The sequence below is a fragment of the Photobacterium sp. ABD4_091 genome (genome assembly GCF_056160145.1).
In genome coordinates, this window is the sequence record NZ_JBSWWQ010000001.1 from 1,466,273 (window position 1) to 1,483,205 (window position 16,933).

Consider the following 16,933-nt stretch of genomic DNA (forward strand, 5'->3'; position numbering starts at 1 on the left):
CACGCGATGCCTTGCCTGCATACCAATCGCCCGTAAAATGGGCCTATACCAGACAACAAGAGAAATGAACGGATGAGCAATACGATCAACCAGATGATTGCCACTGAGCTGAATGTTCGCCAGGAACAAGTCACAGCCGCAATCACTTTGCTCGATGATGGTAACACCGTGCCTTTCGTGGCCCGTTATCGTAAGGAAGTCACTGGTGGGCTGGATGACACCCAGCTCCGCAACCTGGAATCTCGCCTCGGCTACCTGCGCGAGCTCGAAGACCGCCGCCAGGTGATCATCAAATCCATTACCGAGCAGGGCAAATTAACGGCCGAGCTCGAAGCGGCCATCGCGGGTGCCGACAGCAAGACCCGCCTTGAAGATCTCTACCTGCCTTACAAGCCCAAGCGCCGCACCAAAGGCCAGATCGCTATTGAAGCAGGCATTGAACCACTGGCCGACTCACTGTGGAACGACCCGAGCCAAACGCCGGAAGACAGCGCCGCGGCTTACGTCGATAGCGACAAAGGCTTTGCCGACACCAAAGCCGTGCTCGACGGTGCCCGCGCTATCTTGATGGAGCGTTTTGCCGAAGATGCGTCGCTGCTGGAGAAAATCCGCCGCCACTTACTGTCCCAGGCCGAACTGACCTCACGCGTGGTTGAAGGCAAGGAGCAGGAAGGCGCCAAATTCAAGGACTACTTCGAGTACAACGAAGTCTTCAAGAATATTCCTTCCCACCGCGCTTTGGCCTTGTTCCGCGGCCGCAACGAAGGCTTTTTGCAGATCAGCCTTAACGCCGATCCTAACCAGGATGAAGGCGTGCGTGGCTCCTACTGCGAAGTGATGATTGCCGACCACCTTGGTGTGAAGCTCGGCACCCAGGCCGCTGATACCTGGCGCAAGCAAGTGATCAGCTGGGCATGGCGCATCAAGATTGCCATGCATCTGGAAACCGAGCTAATGGCAGCACTGAAGGAAAAAGCCGAAGACGGCGCGATGCAGGTGTTTGCCGATAACCTGAAAGATTTGCTGATGGCCGCCCCGGCGGGCCCGCGCGTCACGCTGGCCCTTGACCCGGGCCTGCGTACCGGCTGTAAAGTCGCGGTTGTCGATGCAACCGGCAAGCTGCTCGATACTGCTACTATCTACCCGCACACCGCCCGTGCCCGCGTGGCAGAAGCCGAAGCCACCTTGCTGGCTCTGCTGAACAAGCACAACGTTGATTTGATAGCGATAGGTAACGGTACTGCTTCACGTGAAACAGACAGCTTTGTTGCCACCCTGCTCAAAGACAATAATCTCAAGATCCAGAGCGTGATGGTCAGCGAAGCAGGCGCATCGGTTTACTCGGCGTCAGAATTGGCTGCCAACGAATTCCCGCAGCTGGATGTGTCGCTGCGCGGCGCTGTCTCTATTGGCCGCCGCCTGCAAGACCCACTGGCAGAGCTAGTGAAGATCGACCCGAAATCGATCGGTGTGGGCCAGTACCAGCACGACGTCAGCCAGAGCATGCTAGCCAAGCGCCTGGATGCCGTGGTCGAGGACTGTGTAAACGCCGTCGGAGTTGATGTCAATACCGCCTCTCCTGCGCTGCTAACCCGAGTAGCGGGCCTGAACGGCACCATCGCCCAGAACATCGTGAACTACCGTGATGAGAACGGCCGCTTCGACAGCCGTACCACTCTGAAGAAAGTTGCCCGCCTCGGGCCAAAGGCATTCGAGCAGTGTGCCGGTTTCCTGCGTATCATGGGCGGCAAGAACCCGCTTGATAGTTCGGCGGTCCACCCGGAATCCTACGCCGTCGTCAAGAACATCGCCGCAGCCAACGACAAGGCGCTCGATGCTATCATCGGCAACACCGAGTTCCTGCGCAGCATCAAGGCCGCGGAATATACCGATGAGAAATTCGGCCTGCCGACGGTAACCGATATCATCAGCGAGCTCGACAAACCGGGCCGCGACCCGCGACCGGAGTTCAAGACGGCGACCTTCGCCGAAGGGGTTAACGAGGTCAAAGATTTGATTCCGGGCATGGTGCTTGAAGGGGTGATCACCAACGTCACCAACTTCGGTGCCTTCGTCGATGTCGGTGTCCACCAGGACGGCCTGGTGCATATCTCTGCCCTGTCGGACAAGTTCGTCTCCGACCCACGCGAAGTGGTCAAGGCAGGTGATATCGTCAAGGTCAAGGTGATGGAAGTAGATCTGCAGCGTAACCGTATCGGGATGTCGATGCGCCTTAGCGACGAGCCAGGCCAGGACAACAAGCCTGCCCGCAAGCCGCAGCAAAACCGCCCTCAGGGTAACCAGCGCAACCAGCAACCGCGTCAGCGCCAAGACCGCCAGTCGGGCAACGGCAACAGCGCGATGGGTGGCGCCTTTGCCGCCGCGTTTGCCAACGCGAAGAAGAAGTAAAGCGTTGATAACCTGTTAAACAAAAAAGAGCTGGCGTTAATGCCGGCTCTTTTTGTTTTTCGGTTCTAGGTTCTGCAAGACCATTTAGGTCATTGCTCTCTAGTGACAATTTGTCCATTTCTTGCTTTTCCAAGGGCCCAGTTCCCGCTCTTCCCAGAGCCTAAGGGCTTTCAGCCCGTTTACAACACCACCAAATACTCCGTTGGCGGGTTGGGCACGGTGGCCTGGGCATACTTGTGGGCAACGACACCCTTGGTGCGCTCCGACTGGCTGATTTGCTCCAGCGCCTCGAGCAGCTCGCGCGGGAGTTTGATGTGCATGGAATAACCGAGATCGCTGACATCTGCCATATAGCTTTCGGCTGACAGTGCCTTGACCAGCATCTCCATCGATTCCTGGTAGCCGTAATGCTTCTCTTCAACAGCTTGCTGGTAATCGGGGTGTTCGGACGGGTCCCAGGAAGGTTTCTTGAGCTGTTTCTCTTCGCTGCTCAGGGCACGCTCCTGGGCTGAAGACTGCATTTCAGTGGTAGGGACAATTTTCTCACGTACACGATTATCCCGCGCCGTCTGCTCGGTGGGCGGGTTTATCGTCGGGGCCACGGCTGGTGCGCCCACCTGTACGGGAGTGACAAGCATGTTGGCGCCTCTCTCCTACAAATTGTCTAAATTAGGCAACGGCGAGCAGTACGGTCGCAACTGTGCCTGCTGCTGCCAGCCACTGCCCTGCATTATAAAAACCATCGCTGTTGGCTTTCACATCTTCCGGATGATCCATACCCAGCGCGCCATAGGCAAAGGCTTCCGCCTTATCGCCCATGTCTTTTTCTGTTTCCGGGGCTTTGGCGCCCTGGGTTTTGGTATTCTGCGCCGCGCGATAATCAGCCTGGAGCTTGCGCGCTTCGTCGGAGATGGAGACCTTGGTCTCCACTGTCGAGGCGTGAGTTGCTGGAATTTGAGCTGCTGGGGTTTGAGTTGCTGGCGTATCATTTGATTGGCTAGCCGCCTTTGCTGCCGCAGGCTGCAAGCTCGCCGGGGTGTATGTCGCCGAATGATTAATAGTGCCAACTGTCATATTGATATTCCCTCTCCGCCTAGCATTGAAATTCACGTCTCAATATTGCTATCGGCCTAAAGCAGAATAAGTTTAGGCCGCGTGCTCTCGCGCCAGCGTTTCACCAGCAGATCCCCATATTAACCCGTAAAGGCTTTTAGCGTATCGATAAATTCATCAGGATGGGAGATAAACGGTGCATGGGAAGCGCCTGCAAACACATGTTGCTGCGACTGCGGGGCAAGCTTATCAAGCTCGCGGGCAACCTTGGCTGGCACCAAGCCATCCAACCGGCCATACAACCGCAGCCAAGGCTGGGAAATCGTCGCTAGCAATGGGCGTAAATCAACCTGACCTAGCATATCTAGCCCGAGGGCCAGCGCATCAGGATTTGGCTCGGGACGGGATAACACAGCTTCCTTGAGCTGGCGGATATCCTGACGGGCGGTCCTACTTCCCATCGCCTGCAAAGCCATAAACCGTTCGATAGTCGCCCTGAAATCCGAATCAAGCTGGCTGCGAAAGTCATCCAGCACTGCCGGTTTGATCCCACGCCAATCTTTTTCCGCGGCAAAGCAAGGAGAGCTAGCCACCGTGACGAGTTGTTTCACCCTGTCCGGCGCCTGCAGAGCGGCAGACTTAGCCACCAAACCGCCCAGAGACCAGCCAAGCCAAATTGCCTGCTCCGGTGCCTGCGCCAATAATTGGCGGGCCATCTCATCAACATCGGCAGCCGGGAGGTGTTGGCTGTGGCCGTAACCCGGCAGATCCACCACGTGCACCCGGTAGTGCTGTGCCAGCACAGGCACTACCTGCTGCCACACGGCACCGTTCATTCCCCAGCCATGAATGAGAAGTAGATCGGAACCTTGTCCTTGCGTTTGCCAGTGAAGCTCAGCTGTCATCTATATTTCCTATATTTGCCACCAGGGATAACACGGATGGTATCGCTATTTGACCAATTCACCAACTTTCTGCGCCGCTACCACCGCTGCCCGTTATGCCACCTGCCCGCTAACGGCTCCCATCCACTGTGGTGCAGCCACTGTCTTGCCCGCTTTCCCTGCCGACCGTATTGCCGCCACTGCGGCAATACACTAGCAGCAGATGCTGACCATTGCGGCCAATGCCTGACAGCTCCTAGGCCCTGGCAGCGCTTCTACCGCCTAGGGGAATACCAGTTCCCCCTGCGCCACCTGATCCACCAGCTGAAATTCCAGCGTAAATTCTGGTTGGCCCAACCGCTTGGCGAACTCATGGCACAACAGATCGATGAACCCGCCCCCTTGCTGCTACCTATCCCTTTGCACCCCCTGCGCCTGTTCCAACGCGGCTTTAACCAAAGCAGCCTCATAGCCCAGGCCGTTGCCCGGCAGACAGGAAGCCAGCTTGATACCCGACGACTCAAACGCCAGCGCTACACCCCACCCCAGCACACCCTGAGCAAGGCGCAGCGCCAGCATAACCTCGAGCAGGCATTTATACTTAAAGGTGAAAAGTTGCCGAGCCATGTTGCCCTTGTCGATGATGTCGTCACCACCGGCTCGACCGTTGCAGAAGCCGCCACACTGTTGCGACAAGCAGGTGTAAAACGGATAGATGTATACTGCCTGAGCTTTACCCCGGCAGATAAAACTGCAGAAAATCCGCCAAGATCCGTGCCGAAATCATAGTTGCTGCGATTAATGGGTGATAGAAAGGGCAGCAAAGAGTAGAATAGAATTAATCTTACTAAATAAGTCAGGTATTACGTCGTGTCTATGATTACTATTTCTGAGAATGCTCAACAGCACTTCGGCAAGCTTCTGGCCCAGCAGCCAGAAGGGACTAACATCCGTGTATTCGTGGTAAACCCAGGAACACAAAATGCAGAGTGCGGCGTGTCCTACTGTCCACCGGAAGCAGTGGAAGCCAGTGACACCGAAATCAAACTTGAACTGTTTTCTGCTTTCATTGATGAGCTAAGCTTACCTTTCCTTGAAGATGCTGAGATTGACTTTGTTACCGACAAAATGGGCTCGCAGCTAACGCTGAAGGCACCAAATGCCAAGGTACGCAAAGTATCTGATGACGCACCATTGATGGAACGCGTTGACTACGTGATCCAAACTCAGGTTAACCCACAGCTAGCTGGCCACGGTGGCCATGTTTCCCTGGCTGAAATCACTGAAGATGGCGTGGCTATCCTGCAGTTCGGCGGCGGTTGTAACGGCTGTTCAATGGTTGATGTGACCTTGAAAGAAGGTATCGAAAAAGAGCTGCTAGCCCAGTTTGCTGGTGAGCTAACTGGCGTTCGCGATGTGACTGAGCACGCCCGTGGTGAGCACTCTTACTACTAAGACGCCCACTGCTGCCAAGCACATAAAAAGCGAGAGCCAAGGCTCTCGCTTTTTTGTATACCAAACAAATAGTGCTGTTGATAAAACTGTTAACCCGCTTGGTATGCTCTCGAATCTGAAAAGATAGCGGTTCTATCAACGTGCTAGAACAGTTATGTTTTCAGGTTTTTGATACCGCTATTATGACTTCACAACGGTAATGGTCACATTGCGGCGACCCCAGTTCCTTGCGGCTTGAACATCCTGGCCCATATAGATATCTATCTTGTTGCGCCATCGCTTGTTCATTTTGTCCAGTACCACATACTCGCCTGGCAGCCCGGAGATTTTCACCACCGTACCGCGCTTGAAGCCTCGACCGAGTAAATCCCTTGATACCGCAATGGCTTTCATGCCCGGTTTCAGCCTATCTCCCCAAGCCGCAATCGTTGGGTTGGAGTTGGTCTGGGCCCGTACCGAATTATACGCCGTTGCACTTACCTTGTATGACTTTCCCTGGATAGCAGCCATTGCCGGCGCTACCCAGCTCATCGTCATAACCGCTAAAAAAAGTGCCAGTACTGCTTTTTTCATTTATTCCTCCAGGTGACAGAATTGCTCGCATTTTAAACAGATCATGCTGCACCTGGATAGCTTTTTTTGCCGCAAAACTGAACAAATTAAGTCAACTAATCCTAACTATTTGTTTGTACTAGCTGGTTGCAGGAAAATATTTTTTTGCCACTGAATGGCAAAAATAACCGCCAAGCCAACTCCGCGCATCGCCATGAACCCGAGCATCGCCCCCCACAGCGCATGGTTGCCAAAACCGGACAGTAACCACCAAATGATGAAATAACAGCAGGTTGCGACAAACATACTGTTTCGCATCTCGCGCCCCCGAGTCGCCCCGATAAAGATACCATCAAGCAAAAAGCACCACATCGCCACCAGAGGCACCGCTGCCAGCCACGGCAAGTACTGACCAGCCTCTTGCTGCACCGCCGGGATATCGGAAATCAAAGCGATGATCTCACGGCCGAATAGGGCAAAGGCTAGGGTCAATACCAAGGAGATCACCAGGCTCCAGAATGTTGTCCCCACCAGGCTGCGCCCGAGTTCATCGCGGTTGCGGGCACCAATCGCCTTGCCGACCATGGCTTCCATGGCATAGGCAAAGCCATCCATCGCATAGGAGACCAGCATCAGAAAGCTCATTAGCACCGCATTGGCAGCCACCACATTATCGCCCAGTGCCGCGCCCTGGAATGTCATGAAAGTGAAAGTTAGTTGCAGGCATAGGCTGCGCAAGAAAATATCGCGGTTCAGCTTGAGCAGACGGCCTAGCCCCTGGCGGGCACTCCCTAACTTGGCGCGCAAGGCTGGCAGCGCATGGCTGCGCCACTGGCATGAAACAAACCACAGCCCCAAAATCAGTCCGCTGTATTCTGCCAATACCGACGCGGCGGCAGCCCCTTGCACTTTCCAGCCAAAGCCAAGCACAAACAGGACATCCAAGCCTATGTTGACGATATTGGTCACTATCAATAACCACATTGGCAATTTGGCATTTTGGGTACCGAGCAACCACCCCATGATGACGAAGTTCGCCAATGCAGCCGGTGCGCCCCAGATCCGGATCGAAAAATACTGCTCGGCATAAGTTTTCACTTCATGGCTAGCAGCACTGAAATGGAAAATCAGATCGGCCACCGGTTTATGGAAAACAATCAGCACCAGTGCCATCAACCATGCCAGTGCCAAACCTTGAATAAATACCGTCGCCTGGGCGTCACGATCCGAAGCCCCATAAGCCTGGGCGCTAAGGCCGGTTGTTGCCATACGCAAAAAACCCAGCAACCAAAAGGTCACATTGATCATGGTACCGCCCACTGCAACGCCGCCGAGATACCAAGCATGCTCAAGGTGGCCGATCACCGCGGCATCAACCAAACCCAGCAGGGGAACGGTAATATTCGACAGCACCATCGGCAGGGCTAGGGCAAACACCTGGCGGTGTAAGTTTCTATCTCGCAACGCTTGCAGCACAACAACCTCAATTCTCGACATCTGGCCGGCGATTATCAGATGTCTGGCCACAAATAAAAAGCCCCCATGGACATAATCCACAGGGGCCATCCCCAGTCTGCAGAATGGGAATATTCGGGTAAGCCGCCTGATATCTCTATCAAGCCGCCATTATCAGACCGGCATTACTACTAAACCAGTAACGCAGCCAGCCAGTGATCTGCCAACAACACCACAAACAGTGCCAGCAAATGCCAGATCGAATACTTGAAGGTTGCCCATGCATGGCCGGGCTCATCGGCAAACTTAAGCTTCACGGCATAACCGATAAAACCAAGATTGAGCGCACTGCTTCCTATCAGATACAGCCAACCGCTCATCCCTGTCAACCAAGGTAACAGGCCAACCAGTGCCAACATCAAGGTATAAAGCAGCACCATGGTCTTGGTATAGCCTATGCCGTGGGTCACCGGCAGCATCGGGATCCCCGCCTTGGCATAATCATCCCGGCGATGAATAGCCAAAGCCCAGAAATGCGGCGGGGTCCAGGTAAAGACCAGCATCACCAGCAGCAAGGCATGGGAATGCAATTCACCGGTTACCGCTGTCCAGCCTAGCAGGGGTGGCGCAGCCCCGGCAAGGCCACCGATCACAATATTCTGCGGCGTGGCGTGCTTGAGCCAAACGGTGTACACCAAGGCATAACCAATCAAGCTAGCAAACGTTAGCCACGCGGTCAGCGCATTGAGCTGCCACAGCACCACAAAACCGGCCACCATCAATACACTGGCAAAAATTACCGCCTTGTGGGTTTCGACCCGCCCCTTTGCTAGCGGGCGATGGTAGGTTCTAGCCATCTTGGCATCAAATCGGCGGTCGAGCACATGGTTGAATGCCGCTGCCGCTGCCGACTGTAATCCTATCCCCACCAAGCCAAAGACGACCGCTTTGAGTGGTGGGATCCCGGGAACCGCCAGGCACATCCCGACCAATGCGGTCAGCAACAGCATGGCAACCACTTTGGGCTTGGTCATGGTCAAATAGTCCTGCCACACCCTTCCTGATGACAGGGGCTTGTAGCCCCCTTTTGCTACAACCTGACTCTTTGCCATACTCAGGCCCTCCTCTGGCTATTTCACATGCCTTTCATCCGTATGCCTATCAACTTCCCATCCGGGAGGCGATTCGATTGGGATAACGGCTCGACAGCCGCATCCGGTATACCTTCACATTCACCGCCACCAGCGTCAGCAGCAATAAAACCCCTGTGACGTTATGGGCTACCGCCACCGACAGCGGCAGGCTGGCCACAACATTGGTAATGCCAAGGCCTATTTGGCCTGACAGCACCAGCAGCATCATTGCAGAAACGCCCCTCAACGCCCTTTGCCGCCACAGCACAACGGCAAGGGCAACCAGCACCAGCGCTGTGACCATTGCCCCAATGCGGTGGGTGACATGAATAGTGACCCGCTGCTGGTAGTCGAGCACGCCATACTGGTAGGTATCATGCTCTGGCTGGATCAAGGCAAAAGCAGAGGTATCAAAGCCCTGCCGCCAATCCACTTCACATAGCGGCAACTGGGTACAGACCACCGCGGCATAGTTTGCTGCCGTCCAGCCCCCCAAGGCGATCTGCCCCACGACAACCAGCAAGCCGAACAGGGCAAAAGCCTGCAGCCCGGTAGTGGTATTCGTAGCCGATGGATGCACAGAGACCTGCCCGAGCCTCAGCCACAGCAAGAACAGCAGCGATGCCGTGGAAAATCCGCCAAGCAAATGCCCCATCACCACCACCGGCATCAGCACCATGGTGACGGTCCACATCCCGAGCAATGCCTGGAAGATAACGGTCACCAGCAGCAAGGCAGGCAGCCCCTTGGGGCGGGAAGGTTTTCGCCATGCCATGATATTGAGCACCAAAATCATCACGCCTAATGTGCCGGCAACATAGCGGTGGAGCATCTCGTTCCAGGCTTTGTCGGCTTCGAGCGGCGCATCCGGGAAGCGGGAGGCGGCCAGCGCCTGCTGGGTTTCCCCTTTCGGCACCCCGGCAAAACCATAGCAGCCCGGCCAGTCCGGGCACCCCAGGCCAGCTTCGGTCAAACGGGTAAACGCCCCGAGGGCAATGACACACAGCGCCAAGGCAAAGGTCACTGCCACCCAGATACGGTAGTTATCCTGTTTCATCACATGCTCCCCCTAGCCGATTTTGGAAATCTTCAGCAACCGCTTGAGATCCCTCAGCACATCCTTGCCCTGTGCCAGAACAGCGACCTCTCCCTTAACCAAGGGATAGGCCATCATCACGTTGCCGAGGGGATCAGCAATATAGATAGCCTTGGCACCGTACTCCAGGGTCTTTAGCTGGCTCACAACATTGGCGGGCACCTTGCGCTGCTCGATACCGGCCAGTTGCTTGATAACATCCACAGGCTGTTCATCGAGCGTATCACCGTCAATCAGCAGGACACTGCTCAGCCTGTCCTGCTCCGCACCCACCGCCTGCGGGACCTGGCGCAAATTGAACAAGGCCCCCTGGCACAATTCGTCACATTGTTGCGGCAGCAGGTATATCAGCTGCCACTGCTTGCTCTCGCCCAGCCACTCCGAGGCCATGGGCGAGTCCAGCAATTCACCGCGGTTGGTCACACCGCCCTGGTACCAATTGAGATCAAGCACCAGCTTGGCCAGAATCACCGGCAAGGCGAAGGCACCGAAAAGTAGTAGCAACGTTCCCTGTTTCTTCATGGTTTACTCCGTCTCAACCACCAAAAGGCAAGTCCTGATACTGCCAGCGCCATCAAGAACCACTGCAGCGCATAGGCATAATGTTTCTGCGGCCCCATCACCACCGGGATCCAAGTTTGATTGAGCGCCAGCGGGCTATCGGGATCAATCTGCAAGACCCAGGAAGGCAGGGTTAATTCCATATGTTCGGCCAAATCAGTCATGCTGATATTCTGTACCCTGAGCGGATAACCCTGCCCCATCACCTCGGGAGCCAGCTCCAGTAGTGCCGAGGGGGGCGCAATGATACCGCTCACCAACACCTCGCCATGGTGCTCCGGCAACACAGGAATCTGTTCGCGGTAGGCCGGTGCCGCAATCCAGCCTAAATTCACCAACACCCAACCTTCATCAACTTCAAAGGGGTACAGCACGTGGTAACCCGGGCGGCCCTGGTAAAGCTGGTTATCCAGCAGCACCGCCTTGCTATGGTCAAACTCCCCCCGCAGGGTCAGGCTGTACCAACGAGGATCTGAGGGCAGGCTTGCCAGGCTGTAGTACATCTGCTCACTGCGAAATTTCAGCGCATGACCAAGGCTTTCTTTTTCCTGGGCGCGGGTCATTTGCCAAAAACCCAACTTGACCAATGTCGCCAGTACCGCCACAGTAAAAAGAATAAAACCTATCCGACGCATGATTCACCCAGTCCTGACCGGAGACACCTATGTTGCTGAAAGCCCTGATTGTTTGCCTGCTGATCTTTATCGTGCTGAACCTATTCCGAGCCTTGCCCGTGATGCTCAAAGGCAAGCAGGGTCAGCCAATGTCCCGCCACCTAGGGCGCAGGGTATTGTTCTCCGTCTTTCTGTTCGCCCTGCTGTTGATTGCGTTGGCCAGCGGCTACATCACCCCCAACCCAAGGCCATACTAGGGGCCTTGTTTAGCCCCCTAGCCTCTAGCCTCTAGCCTCTAGCCTCTAGCCTCACAAGATGTAAACGAACACAAACAGCCCGAGCCAAACCACGTCGACAAAGTGCCAGTACCAAGCACCGGCCTGGAAGGCAAAATGCTTCTCGGGAGTAAAGTGGCCGCGCAATACCCGCAGCCAGACAACAAACAGAATGATTGTCCCGAGGGTGACATGCAGGCCATGGAACCCGGTCAGCATAAAGAAGGTATTACCGTAGATCCCCGCATCCAGAGTTAGCCCCATATCTTGGTAGGCATGGACATACTCCACCCCTTGCAAGTAAATAAACAGTGAACCCAGCAGCACGGTTAATAGCAAGAAGAGTTTGAGCTTGGGCCGGTTATCCTGCTCCAGGGCAGTATGGGCGATATGGACGGTGACCGATGACGCCAGTAGGATCATCGTATTGTAAAGCGGCAGACCAATCGGCCCCATCGCAGTGGTTTCTGCTCCGCCCGGGGTCATTACCAAAGGCCACTGGGCGACAAAATCCGGCCACAGCACCGCGTGGGTCATGGCATTGTTACTCGCCCCGCCGAGCCATGGCACAGCTATCATCCGGGCATAGAACAGCGCCCCGAAGAAGGCGGCGAAGAACATCACCTCGGAGAAGATGAACCAGCTCATCCCCTGGCGGAACGAGCGGTCCATTTGGCGGCTATACAGCCCGGCCATCGACTCGCGGATCACATCCCGGAACCAACCCACCAGCATGATCAGCAGCAAACCGACCCCGGATAGCAAAATCCACGGCCCCTGCCCACCGAACAGATCCCCGACCGTTGCCCCCGCCCCCATGGCGATAAGGAACAAGGCTATCGCACCCACTATCGGCCAGCCACTGGCCTCGGGCACATAGTAATTCTCGTGCGGGGGTGTCACAGATTGATCATGTTCAGAATAAGGATTCGCCATCATTCAACCTCATTGCGTTTGAGCCGGCGCATCCGGCTGGGCGTTGTAAAGGGTGTAGGCCAGAGTCAAGGTATTGATGTCCTCTGGCAGTTCCGGGTCGACATAGAAAATCAGAGGCAAACTGGCTGTTTCGCCCGCGGCCAGCGGCTGGCGGTTGAAACAGAAGCATTCGATTTTGTTGAGGTAGCGGGCACCCTGGCCGGGGCTAACTGAAGGGACTGCCTGGCCAACTGTCTCTTGCCCGGTCAGGTTTTTTGCCCGGTAGGTAATGGTATGGGTTTGGCCGGGGTTAACCACCAGTGTCTTGACCTCTGGCTCGAAGGTCCATTGCACACCGGGGTTGATGTACGACACGAATTCCACCGTGACCTCGCGGCTGGTGTCGACCCGCTCGCTGGCCGCTGCCTGGGTATCCGAGGTTTTACCGTTGATACCAGTGATATCGCAGAACACGTCGTACAAAGGCACCAAGGCAAACGCAAAACCGAACATCGCCACTGCCATCAGGGTCAGTGACCAGATAGAGCGCTGTTTTTTCTTTGCCGGCTCCATGCCATCCTGTACGTCAGGTTGGTTGCCAGGGTCTTGGTCAAACTGGGGCTTATCCATCGCCATCCCTCCCGTTAATCCACTTTAGGTGGGGTCGAGAACGTATGGTGGGGAGCGGGTGAAGCCACCGTCCACTCCAACCCTTCGGCACCATCCCACGGTTTGGCTGCCGCTTTCTCGCCGCCGCGAGCACACTTCACCACCACCGCAAGGAAGATCAGCTGGGATAACCCGAACAGGAACCCGCCGATACTCACCACCGCATTGATGTCGGCAAACTGCAGCGCATAATCAGGGATCCGGCGCGGCATCCCCGCCAGGCCAAGGAAGTGCATCGGAAAGAACAAGATGTTGACCGAAATGATCGAGCACCAGAAATGCCACTTGGCCAACTTCTCGTCGAACATGTAGCCGGTCCATTTCGGTAACCAGTAATAGGCTGCCGCCATGATCGAGAATATCGCCCCGGACACCAGGACATAGTGGAAGTGGGCCACCACGAAATAAGTGTCATGGTACTGGAAGTCCGCCGGAGTTATCGCCAGCATCAGCCCGGAAAAACCACCGATAGTAAACAGCACGATAAAGGCAATGGCGAACAGCATCGGCACTTCGAACGTCAGCGAGCCGCGCCACATCGTCGCCACCCAGTTGAACACCTTAACCCCGGTCGGCACCGAGATCAGCATGGTGCAATACATGAAGAACAGCTCGGCGGCCACCGGCATCCCGGTCGTGAACATATGGTGCGCCCATACCAGGAAGCTCAAGCCGGCAATCGACGCGGTGGCATACACCATTGAGCTGTAACCGAACAGCTTCTTGCGCGAAAAGGCAGGGACAATCGCCGAAATGATACCGAAACTCGGCAAAATCATGATATACACCTCCGGGTGGCCGAAGAACCAGAAGATGTGCTGGAACATAACCGGATCGCCACCGCCGGCGGCATCGAAGAAACTGGTGCCAAAGTACTTGTCAGTCAGCACCATGGTCACCGCCCCGGCCAGTACCGGCATGACGGCAATAAGCAGAAATGCCGTGATCAGCCAGGTCCAAACGAACAGCGGCATCTTCATGTAGGTCATGCCCGGCGCACGCATGTTGACGATGGTGACGATGACATTGATCGCCCCCATAATCGAACTTATCCCCATGATATGGATAGCGAAAACAAACAGTCCGGTGCTTTCCGGGCTATAAGTCGTCGATAGCGGAGCATAGAAGGTCCAGCCGAAGTTAGGGCCACCGCCTTCCATGAACAACGAGGCTAGCAGCATGGTAAAGGCAAAAGGCAGGATCCAGAAGCTCCAGTTGTTCATCCGCGGCAATGCCATATCCGGCGCGCCGATCATCAAGGGCACCATCCAGTTGGCAAGGCCGGTAAAGGCGGGCATGACCGCGCCGAAGACCATGATAAGGCCATGGACTGTGGTCATCTGGTTAAAGAAATTCGGTTCGACCAACTGCAGGCCGGGCTGGAATAGCTCGGCACGGATCACCATCGCCATCGCACCGCCAATCAGGAACATGGCAAAGCTGAACATCAGGTACAGCGAGCCGATGTCCTTGTGGTTGGTGGTAAACAGCCAGCGCTTGAGACCGGTCTGGTGGTGCTCGTGATGTTCATGCTGCTCGGTCTGGGTTTCCTCGACCTCGGTTTGCTCACGCAACATATCCGTCATCGCCACTCTCTCCCCTATAGATCCTGACCGTCCATGACAGCCTGCACTTCGGCAGCCTGCACGGTGTCTCCGGTATTGTTATCCCAGGCGTTGCGCTCATAAGTGATCACTGCCGCCAGCTCCTTGAGGCTCAGCTGCGGACCAAAGGCCTGCATTGCTGTTCCCTGCTTGCCATGCACAACAATGCTGATGTGCTCCAGCTTGGCATTAGGGTCAACCGATAACCCCTGCCCCGCCAATCCCGGGAAGGCCCCAGGGATCCCCTGGCCATTGGCCTGGTGGCACATGGCACAGCGGGTGTTGTAAACCTGCTCGCCCAAAGTCATCAACTCATCCATATCCATCTGCATCGACAGCAAACGCTGCTCTTCTTCGCGTGCCTGCTGCTGGGCAACCTTGGTGGCCTGTAACCACTCTTCGTACTCCGCCTGAGGCTTGGCAATCACCACCACTGGCATAAAACCATGATCCTTGCCGCACAACTCGGCACACTGGCCGCGGTATATCCCCGGCTCGTCTATGCGGGTCCAGGCTTCGTTGATAAACCCGGGGTTGGCATCTTTCTTCACCGCAAAATCAGGCACCCACCAGGAGTGGATCACGTCTTGCGAGGTGATCAAAAAGCGTACTTTCTTACCGATAGGCAGCACCAGCGGGCGGTCAACCTCCAGCAGGTAGTTGGTGCGTTTTTCACGCTCGTTGGCAATTTGCGCCGGCGTGGTCGCCAGCAACGAGAAGAACTCGACATCCTCGCCGAAATAGCTGTAATGCCATTTCCATTGAGAGCCCGTCACCTGGATGGTCATGTCAGCCTGGGTCGTATCTTCCATCGCCAACAGGGTCTTGGTGGCTGGTACAGCCATAATGATGAGGATAACGAACGGGATCACCGTCCAGAGAATTTCAACTTTGGTACTTTCGTGGAAGGAAGCGGCTACCGCCCCTTTAGACTTGCGGTGGTGGATGATAGACCAGAACATCACCCCGAAAACCACCAGACCGATCGCCACACAGATGTAGAAAATTGTCATGTGGAGATCAAATACCCGCTGGCTGACTTCGGTCACTCCCTGAGTCATATTCAGTGGCATGGGTTGGACTTCTGCCTGGGCTGGCACAGCCAGCAAAACAAACAGACAGCACATCAGACGGCGAATCATCACCCGGCTCCCTCCTATCCTTTTCCTATCAAATACCCCCTAGAACGCAAAATAGTTCATGGGGACAGCGCAAAATGATCAGAGTCTTCCCTGCAGACGCTGCAGATGAAATGTCATCCGCAGTTACACGGTTAACAGTTTATTTACATTTTAACTTAGGACAGGATCGTGAGATTAAGCAAAAAAATAGGAAGGAAAAGTAGAGAAAAAATCCAAACTGGCATATTGCATGCTAGATATAAATAACAAACACCTAGCAGCAAAGCTATGCCAGCTCTTAGATTTACAGATGAATATGCAGCAATACCGGCAGCATGCGGAATTTCAAGCCAGGGATCCGCGCTAACCAGCGCTGCCAGCGTTGCCAACGGGAGCATGCGCTGTCCATCGGGCTGTACCGCCCTACTGACGATGCCCACGGCAGCCATTGCAGCAACTTACGCTGAGGGTTACGCAAGGCGTGGGCGACGGATTTTCCAACCCCCATACTGTTTGCCAACGGCGACTGGCACAGATCCCCAGCAACAACCAGACAAAGCTCAAAACGGCCAAAATGCCAGGCCAATGACTGGACAACATGCGCGAGCTCAGGCTCGCCCGAGGCCAGCAATGCCCCGTCGCACAATACCATAACCGGCGCACCGGACATCGAAGGCAGTGCTTGCAGCCAGGATAAATCCGAGGTTGAACCAGGCAGCATCCGGTAGCGCTCGCTGCGGTGGAAAAGGCGCTGACGCCACAGCAGGTTCTCGCCCACATCGATATCAAACCAGCGGCAGCGACCATTGTCCACCCGGTAGAAACGGGTATCCAGCCCACTGCCAAGGTTGATGATCCGCCCATCGGGGTGGCGGCGCAGGAACTGTTGGATTTGGCGGTCACAAATCAATGCCAGGCTGGCATGCAGGAGTTGCTGCTGGGAGACATTGCCGGAGAGGCATTCTGGCTTGAGGCTGCATTGGCTGCAGGCAGCAGCGGCAACGGGATCATAAATCAAGCGATCATCAGCCAAGCTTTCACGGCTTCGGAGCCAAAGCGGCTGGAGCAGGTCGGCGGGAATATCGTGGCGGACGTTCTCAGTCATTATCATCTCCTTCTGACAAGAAGATGATAATG

The 16,933-nt window shown here is 55.5% G+C and carries 18 protein-coding genes; 4 read left to right on the forward strand and 14 right to left on the reverse strand.

The features are described from left to right. Window positions 1-72 precede the first annotated feature (72 nt). Window positions 73-2,409 carry a Tex family protein gene (locus ACXAGQ_RS06825; protein WP_475252759.1) on the forward strand — a complete coding sequence of 779 codons (2,337 nt, stop codon included), beginning with the start codon at window positions 73-75 and terminating at the stop codon, window positions 2,407-2,409. A 179-nt stretch (window positions 2,410-2,588) separates the two neighbouring features. On the opposite strand, the gene ACXAGQ_RS06830 is transcribed toward ACXAGQ_RS06825, so the two are convergent. The 3 genes from ACXAGQ_RS06830 to bioH all read right to left on the reverse strand — a co-directional run bounded on the left by ACXAGQ_RS06830 (window position 2,589) and on the right by bioH (window position 4,367). After that, entirely contained in the window at window positions 2,589-3,047 is a 459-nt protein-coding gene (locus ACXAGQ_RS06830) for an ATP-dependent Lon protease (protein WP_475252761.1), read from the reverse strand. A gap of 31 nt (window positions 3,048-3,078) precedes the next feature. Continuing rightward, a complete protein-coding gene (locus ACXAGQ_RS06835) occupies window positions 3,079-3,483 on the reverse strand; it encodes a hypothetical protein (protein ID WP_475252763.1) in 405 nt (134 codons plus the stop codon). 119 nt (window positions 3,484-3,602) lie between these two features. Beyond that, complete coding sequence (bioH, locus tag ACXAGQ_RS06840) at window positions 3,603-4,367, reverse strand: pimeloyl-ACP methyl ester esterase BioH (protein ID WP_475252765.1); 765 nt, start codon at window positions 4,365-4,367, stop codon at window positions 3,603-3,605. A gap of 36 nt (window positions 4,368-4,403) precedes the next feature. Here bioH and ACXAGQ_RS06845 point away from each other — a divergent pair, with 36 nt between their 5' ends. Both ACXAGQ_RS06845 and nfuA read left to right on the forward strand, forming a co-directional pair. Beyond that, window positions 4,404-5,135, forward strand: coding sequence for a phosphoribosyltransferase family protein (locus ACXAGQ_RS06845; protein ID WP_475252767.1), 732 nt, complete (start codon window positions 4,404-4,406; stop codon window positions 5,133-5,135). 87 nt (window positions 5,136-5,222) lie between these two features. After that, a complete protein-coding gene (nfuA, locus tag ACXAGQ_RS06850; protein ID WP_107298944.1) occupies window positions 5,223-5,801 on the forward strand; it encodes a Fe-S biogenesis protein NfuA in 579 nt (192 codons plus the stop codon). Between the two features lie 180 nt (window positions 5,802-5,981). Here the strand turns inward: nfuA and ACXAGQ_RS06855 are convergent, their stop codons facing one another. From ACXAGQ_RS06855 to ACXAGQ_RS06880, 6 genes are all read right to left on the reverse strand, one after another. Continuing rightward, window positions 5,982-6,374 carry a 3D domain-containing protein gene (locus ACXAGQ_RS06855; protein ID WP_475252768.1) on the reverse strand — a complete coding sequence of 131 codons (393 nt, stop codon included), beginning with the start codon at window positions 6,372-6,374 and terminating at the stop codon, window positions 5,982-5,984. 105 nt (window positions 6,375-6,479) lie between these two features. Beyond that, window positions 6,480-7,829, reverse strand: a complete 1,350-nt coding sequence (dinF, locus tag ACXAGQ_RS06860) for an MATE family efflux transporter DinF (RefSeq protein ID WP_475254683.1) — start codon at window positions 7,827-7,829, stop codon at window positions 6,480-6,482. 170 nt (window positions 7,830-7,999) lie between these two features. Beyond that, window positions 8,000-8,920, reverse strand: a complete 921-nt coding sequence (gene cyoE / locus ACXAGQ_RS06865) for a heme o synthase (RefSeq protein ID WP_475252770.1) — start codon at window positions 8,918-8,920, stop codon at window positions 8,000-8,002. Between the two features lie 49 nt (window positions 8,921-8,969). Next, complete coding sequence (locus tag ACXAGQ_RS06870; RefSeq protein ID WP_475252772.1) at window positions 8,970-9,998, reverse strand: COX15/CtaA family protein; 1,029 nt, start codon at window positions 9,996-9,998, stop codon at window positions 8,970-8,972. A gap of 12 nt (window positions 9,999-10,010) precedes the next feature. After that, window positions 10,011-10,559 (reverse strand): cytochrome oxidase, encoded by a 549-nt coding sequence (locus ACXAGQ_RS06875; protein ID WP_475252774.1) that lies wholly within the window; start codon window positions 10,557-10,559, stop codon window positions 10,011-10,013. Continuing rightward, a complete protein-coding gene (locus ACXAGQ_RS06880; protein WP_475252776.1) occupies window positions 10,556-11,233 on the reverse strand; it encodes an SURF1 family protein in 678 nt (225 codons plus the stop codon). The genes ACXAGQ_RS06875 and ACXAGQ_RS06880 overlap by 4 nt, the downstream gene beginning before the upstream one ends. A 29-nt stretch (window positions 11,234-11,262) precedes the next feature. Here ACXAGQ_RS06880 and ACXAGQ_RS06885 point away from each other — a divergent pair, with 29 nt between their 5' ends. Next, a complete protein-coding gene (locus ACXAGQ_RS06885; RefSeq protein ID WP_187459952.1) occupies window positions 11,263-11,469 on the forward strand; it encodes a DUF2909 domain-containing protein in 207 nt (68 codons plus the stop codon). Window positions 11,470-11,520: 51 nt separating this feature from the next. Here ACXAGQ_RS06885 and ACXAGQ_RS06890 read toward each other — a convergent pair whose 3' ends face one another. The 5 genes from ACXAGQ_RS06890 to ACXAGQ_RS06910 all read right to left on the reverse strand — a co-directional run bounded on the left by ACXAGQ_RS06890 (window position 11,521) and on the right by ACXAGQ_RS06910 (window position 16,901). Next, a complete protein-coding gene (locus ACXAGQ_RS06890; protein ID WP_475254685.1) occupies window positions 11,521-12,423 on the reverse strand; it encodes a cytochrome c oxidase subunit 3 in 903 nt (300 codons plus the stop codon). 9 nt (window positions 12,424-12,432) lie between these two features. Continuing rightward, window positions 12,433-12,975, reverse strand: coding sequence for a cytochrome c oxidase assembly protein (locus ACXAGQ_RS06895; RefSeq protein WP_475254686.1), 543 nt, complete (start codon window positions 12,973-12,975; stop codon window positions 12,433-12,435). A 71-nt stretch (window positions 12,976-13,046) separates the two neighbouring features. Next, window positions 13,047-14,657: a cytochrome c oxidase subunit I gene (gene ctaD, locus ACXAGQ_RS06900; RefSeq protein WP_475254687.1), complete on the reverse strand. Its 1,611-nt coding sequence runs from the start codon at window positions 14,655-14,657 to the stop codon at window positions 13,047-13,049. Between the two features lie 14 nt (window positions 14,658-14,671). Then, window positions 14,672-15,817: a cytochrome c oxidase subunit II gene (gene coxB, locus ACXAGQ_RS06905; RefSeq protein ID WP_475254688.1), complete on the reverse strand. Its 1,146-nt coding sequence runs from the start codon at window positions 15,815-15,817 to the stop codon at window positions 14,672-14,674. Window positions 15,818-16,100: 283 nt separating this feature from the next. After that, complete coding sequence (locus ACXAGQ_RS06910; RefSeq protein WP_475252778.1) at window positions 16,101-16,901, reverse strand: class I SAM-dependent methyltransferase; 801 nt, start codon at window positions 16,899-16,901, stop codon at window positions 16,101-16,103. Between the last annotated feature and the right edge of the window lie 32 nt (window positions 16,902-16,933).

Bases quoted from the DNA above. Each gene is read 5' to 3' on its own strand.
- ACXAGQ_RS06825 (WP_475252759.1), top strand. From the start codon at position 73: ATGAGCAATACGATCAACCAGATGATTGCCACTGAGCTGAATGTTCGC.
- ACXAGQ_RS06830 (WP_475252761.1), bottom strand. From the start codon at position 3,047: ATGCTTGTCACTCCCGTACAGGTGGGCGCACCAGCCGTGGCCCCGACG.
- ACXAGQ_RS06835 (WP_475252763.1), bottom strand. From the start codon at position 3,483: ATGACAGTTGGCACTATTAATCATTCGGCGACATACACCCCGGCGAGC.
- bioH (WP_475252765.1), bottom strand. From the start codon at position 4,367: ATGACAGCTGAGCTTCACTGGCAAACGCAAGGACAAGGTTCCGATCTA.
- ACXAGQ_RS06845 (WP_475252767.1), top strand. From the start codon at position 4,404: ATGGTATCGCTATTTGACCAATTCACCAACTTTCTGCGCCGCTACCAC.
- nfuA (WP_107298944.1), top strand. From the start codon at position 5,223: ATGATTACTATTTCTGAGAATGCTCAACAGCACTTCGGCAAGCTTCTG.
- ACXAGQ_RS06855 (WP_475252768.1), bottom strand. From the start codon at position 6,374: ATGAAAAAAGCAGTACTGGCACTTTTTTTAGCGGTTATGACGATGAGC.
- cyoE (WP_475252770.1), bottom strand. From the start codon at position 8,920: ATGGCAAAGAGTCAGGTTGTAGCAAAAGGGGGCTACAAGCCCCTGTCA.
- ACXAGQ_RS06870 (WP_475252772.1), bottom strand. From the start codon at position 9,998: ATGAAACAGGATAACTACCGTATCTGGGTGGCAGTGACCTTTGCCTTG.
- ACXAGQ_RS06875 (WP_475252774.1), bottom strand. From the start codon at position 10,559: ATGAAGAAACAGGGAACGTTGCTACTACTTTTCGGTGCCTTCGCCTTG.
- ACXAGQ_RS06880 (WP_475252776.1), bottom strand. From the start codon at position 11,233: ATGCGTCGGATAGGTTTTATTCTTTTTACTGTGGCGGTACTGGCGACA.
- ACXAGQ_RS06885 (WP_187459952.1), top strand. From the start codon at position 11,263: ATGTTGCTGAAAGCCCTGATTGTTTGCCTGCTGATCTTTATCGTGCTG.
- ACXAGQ_RS06890 (WP_475254685.1), bottom strand. From the start codon at position 12,423: ATGGCGAATCCTTATTCTGAACATGATCAATCTGTGACACCCCCGCAC.
- ACXAGQ_RS06895 (WP_475254686.1), bottom strand. From the start codon at position 12,975: ATGGAGCCGGCAAAGAAAAAACAGCGCTCTATCTGGTCACTGACCCTG.
- ctaD (WP_475254687.1), bottom strand. From the start codon at position 14,657: ATGACGGATATGTTGCGTGAGCAAACCGAGGTCGAGGAAACCCAGACC.
- coxB (WP_475254688.1), bottom strand. From the start codon at position 15,817: ATGATTCGCCGTCTGATGTGCTGTCTGTTTGTTTTGCTGGCTGTGCCA.
- ACXAGQ_RS06910 (WP_475252778.1), bottom strand. From the start codon at position 16,901: ATGACTGAGAACGTCCGCCACGATATTCCCGCCGACCTGCTCCAGCCG.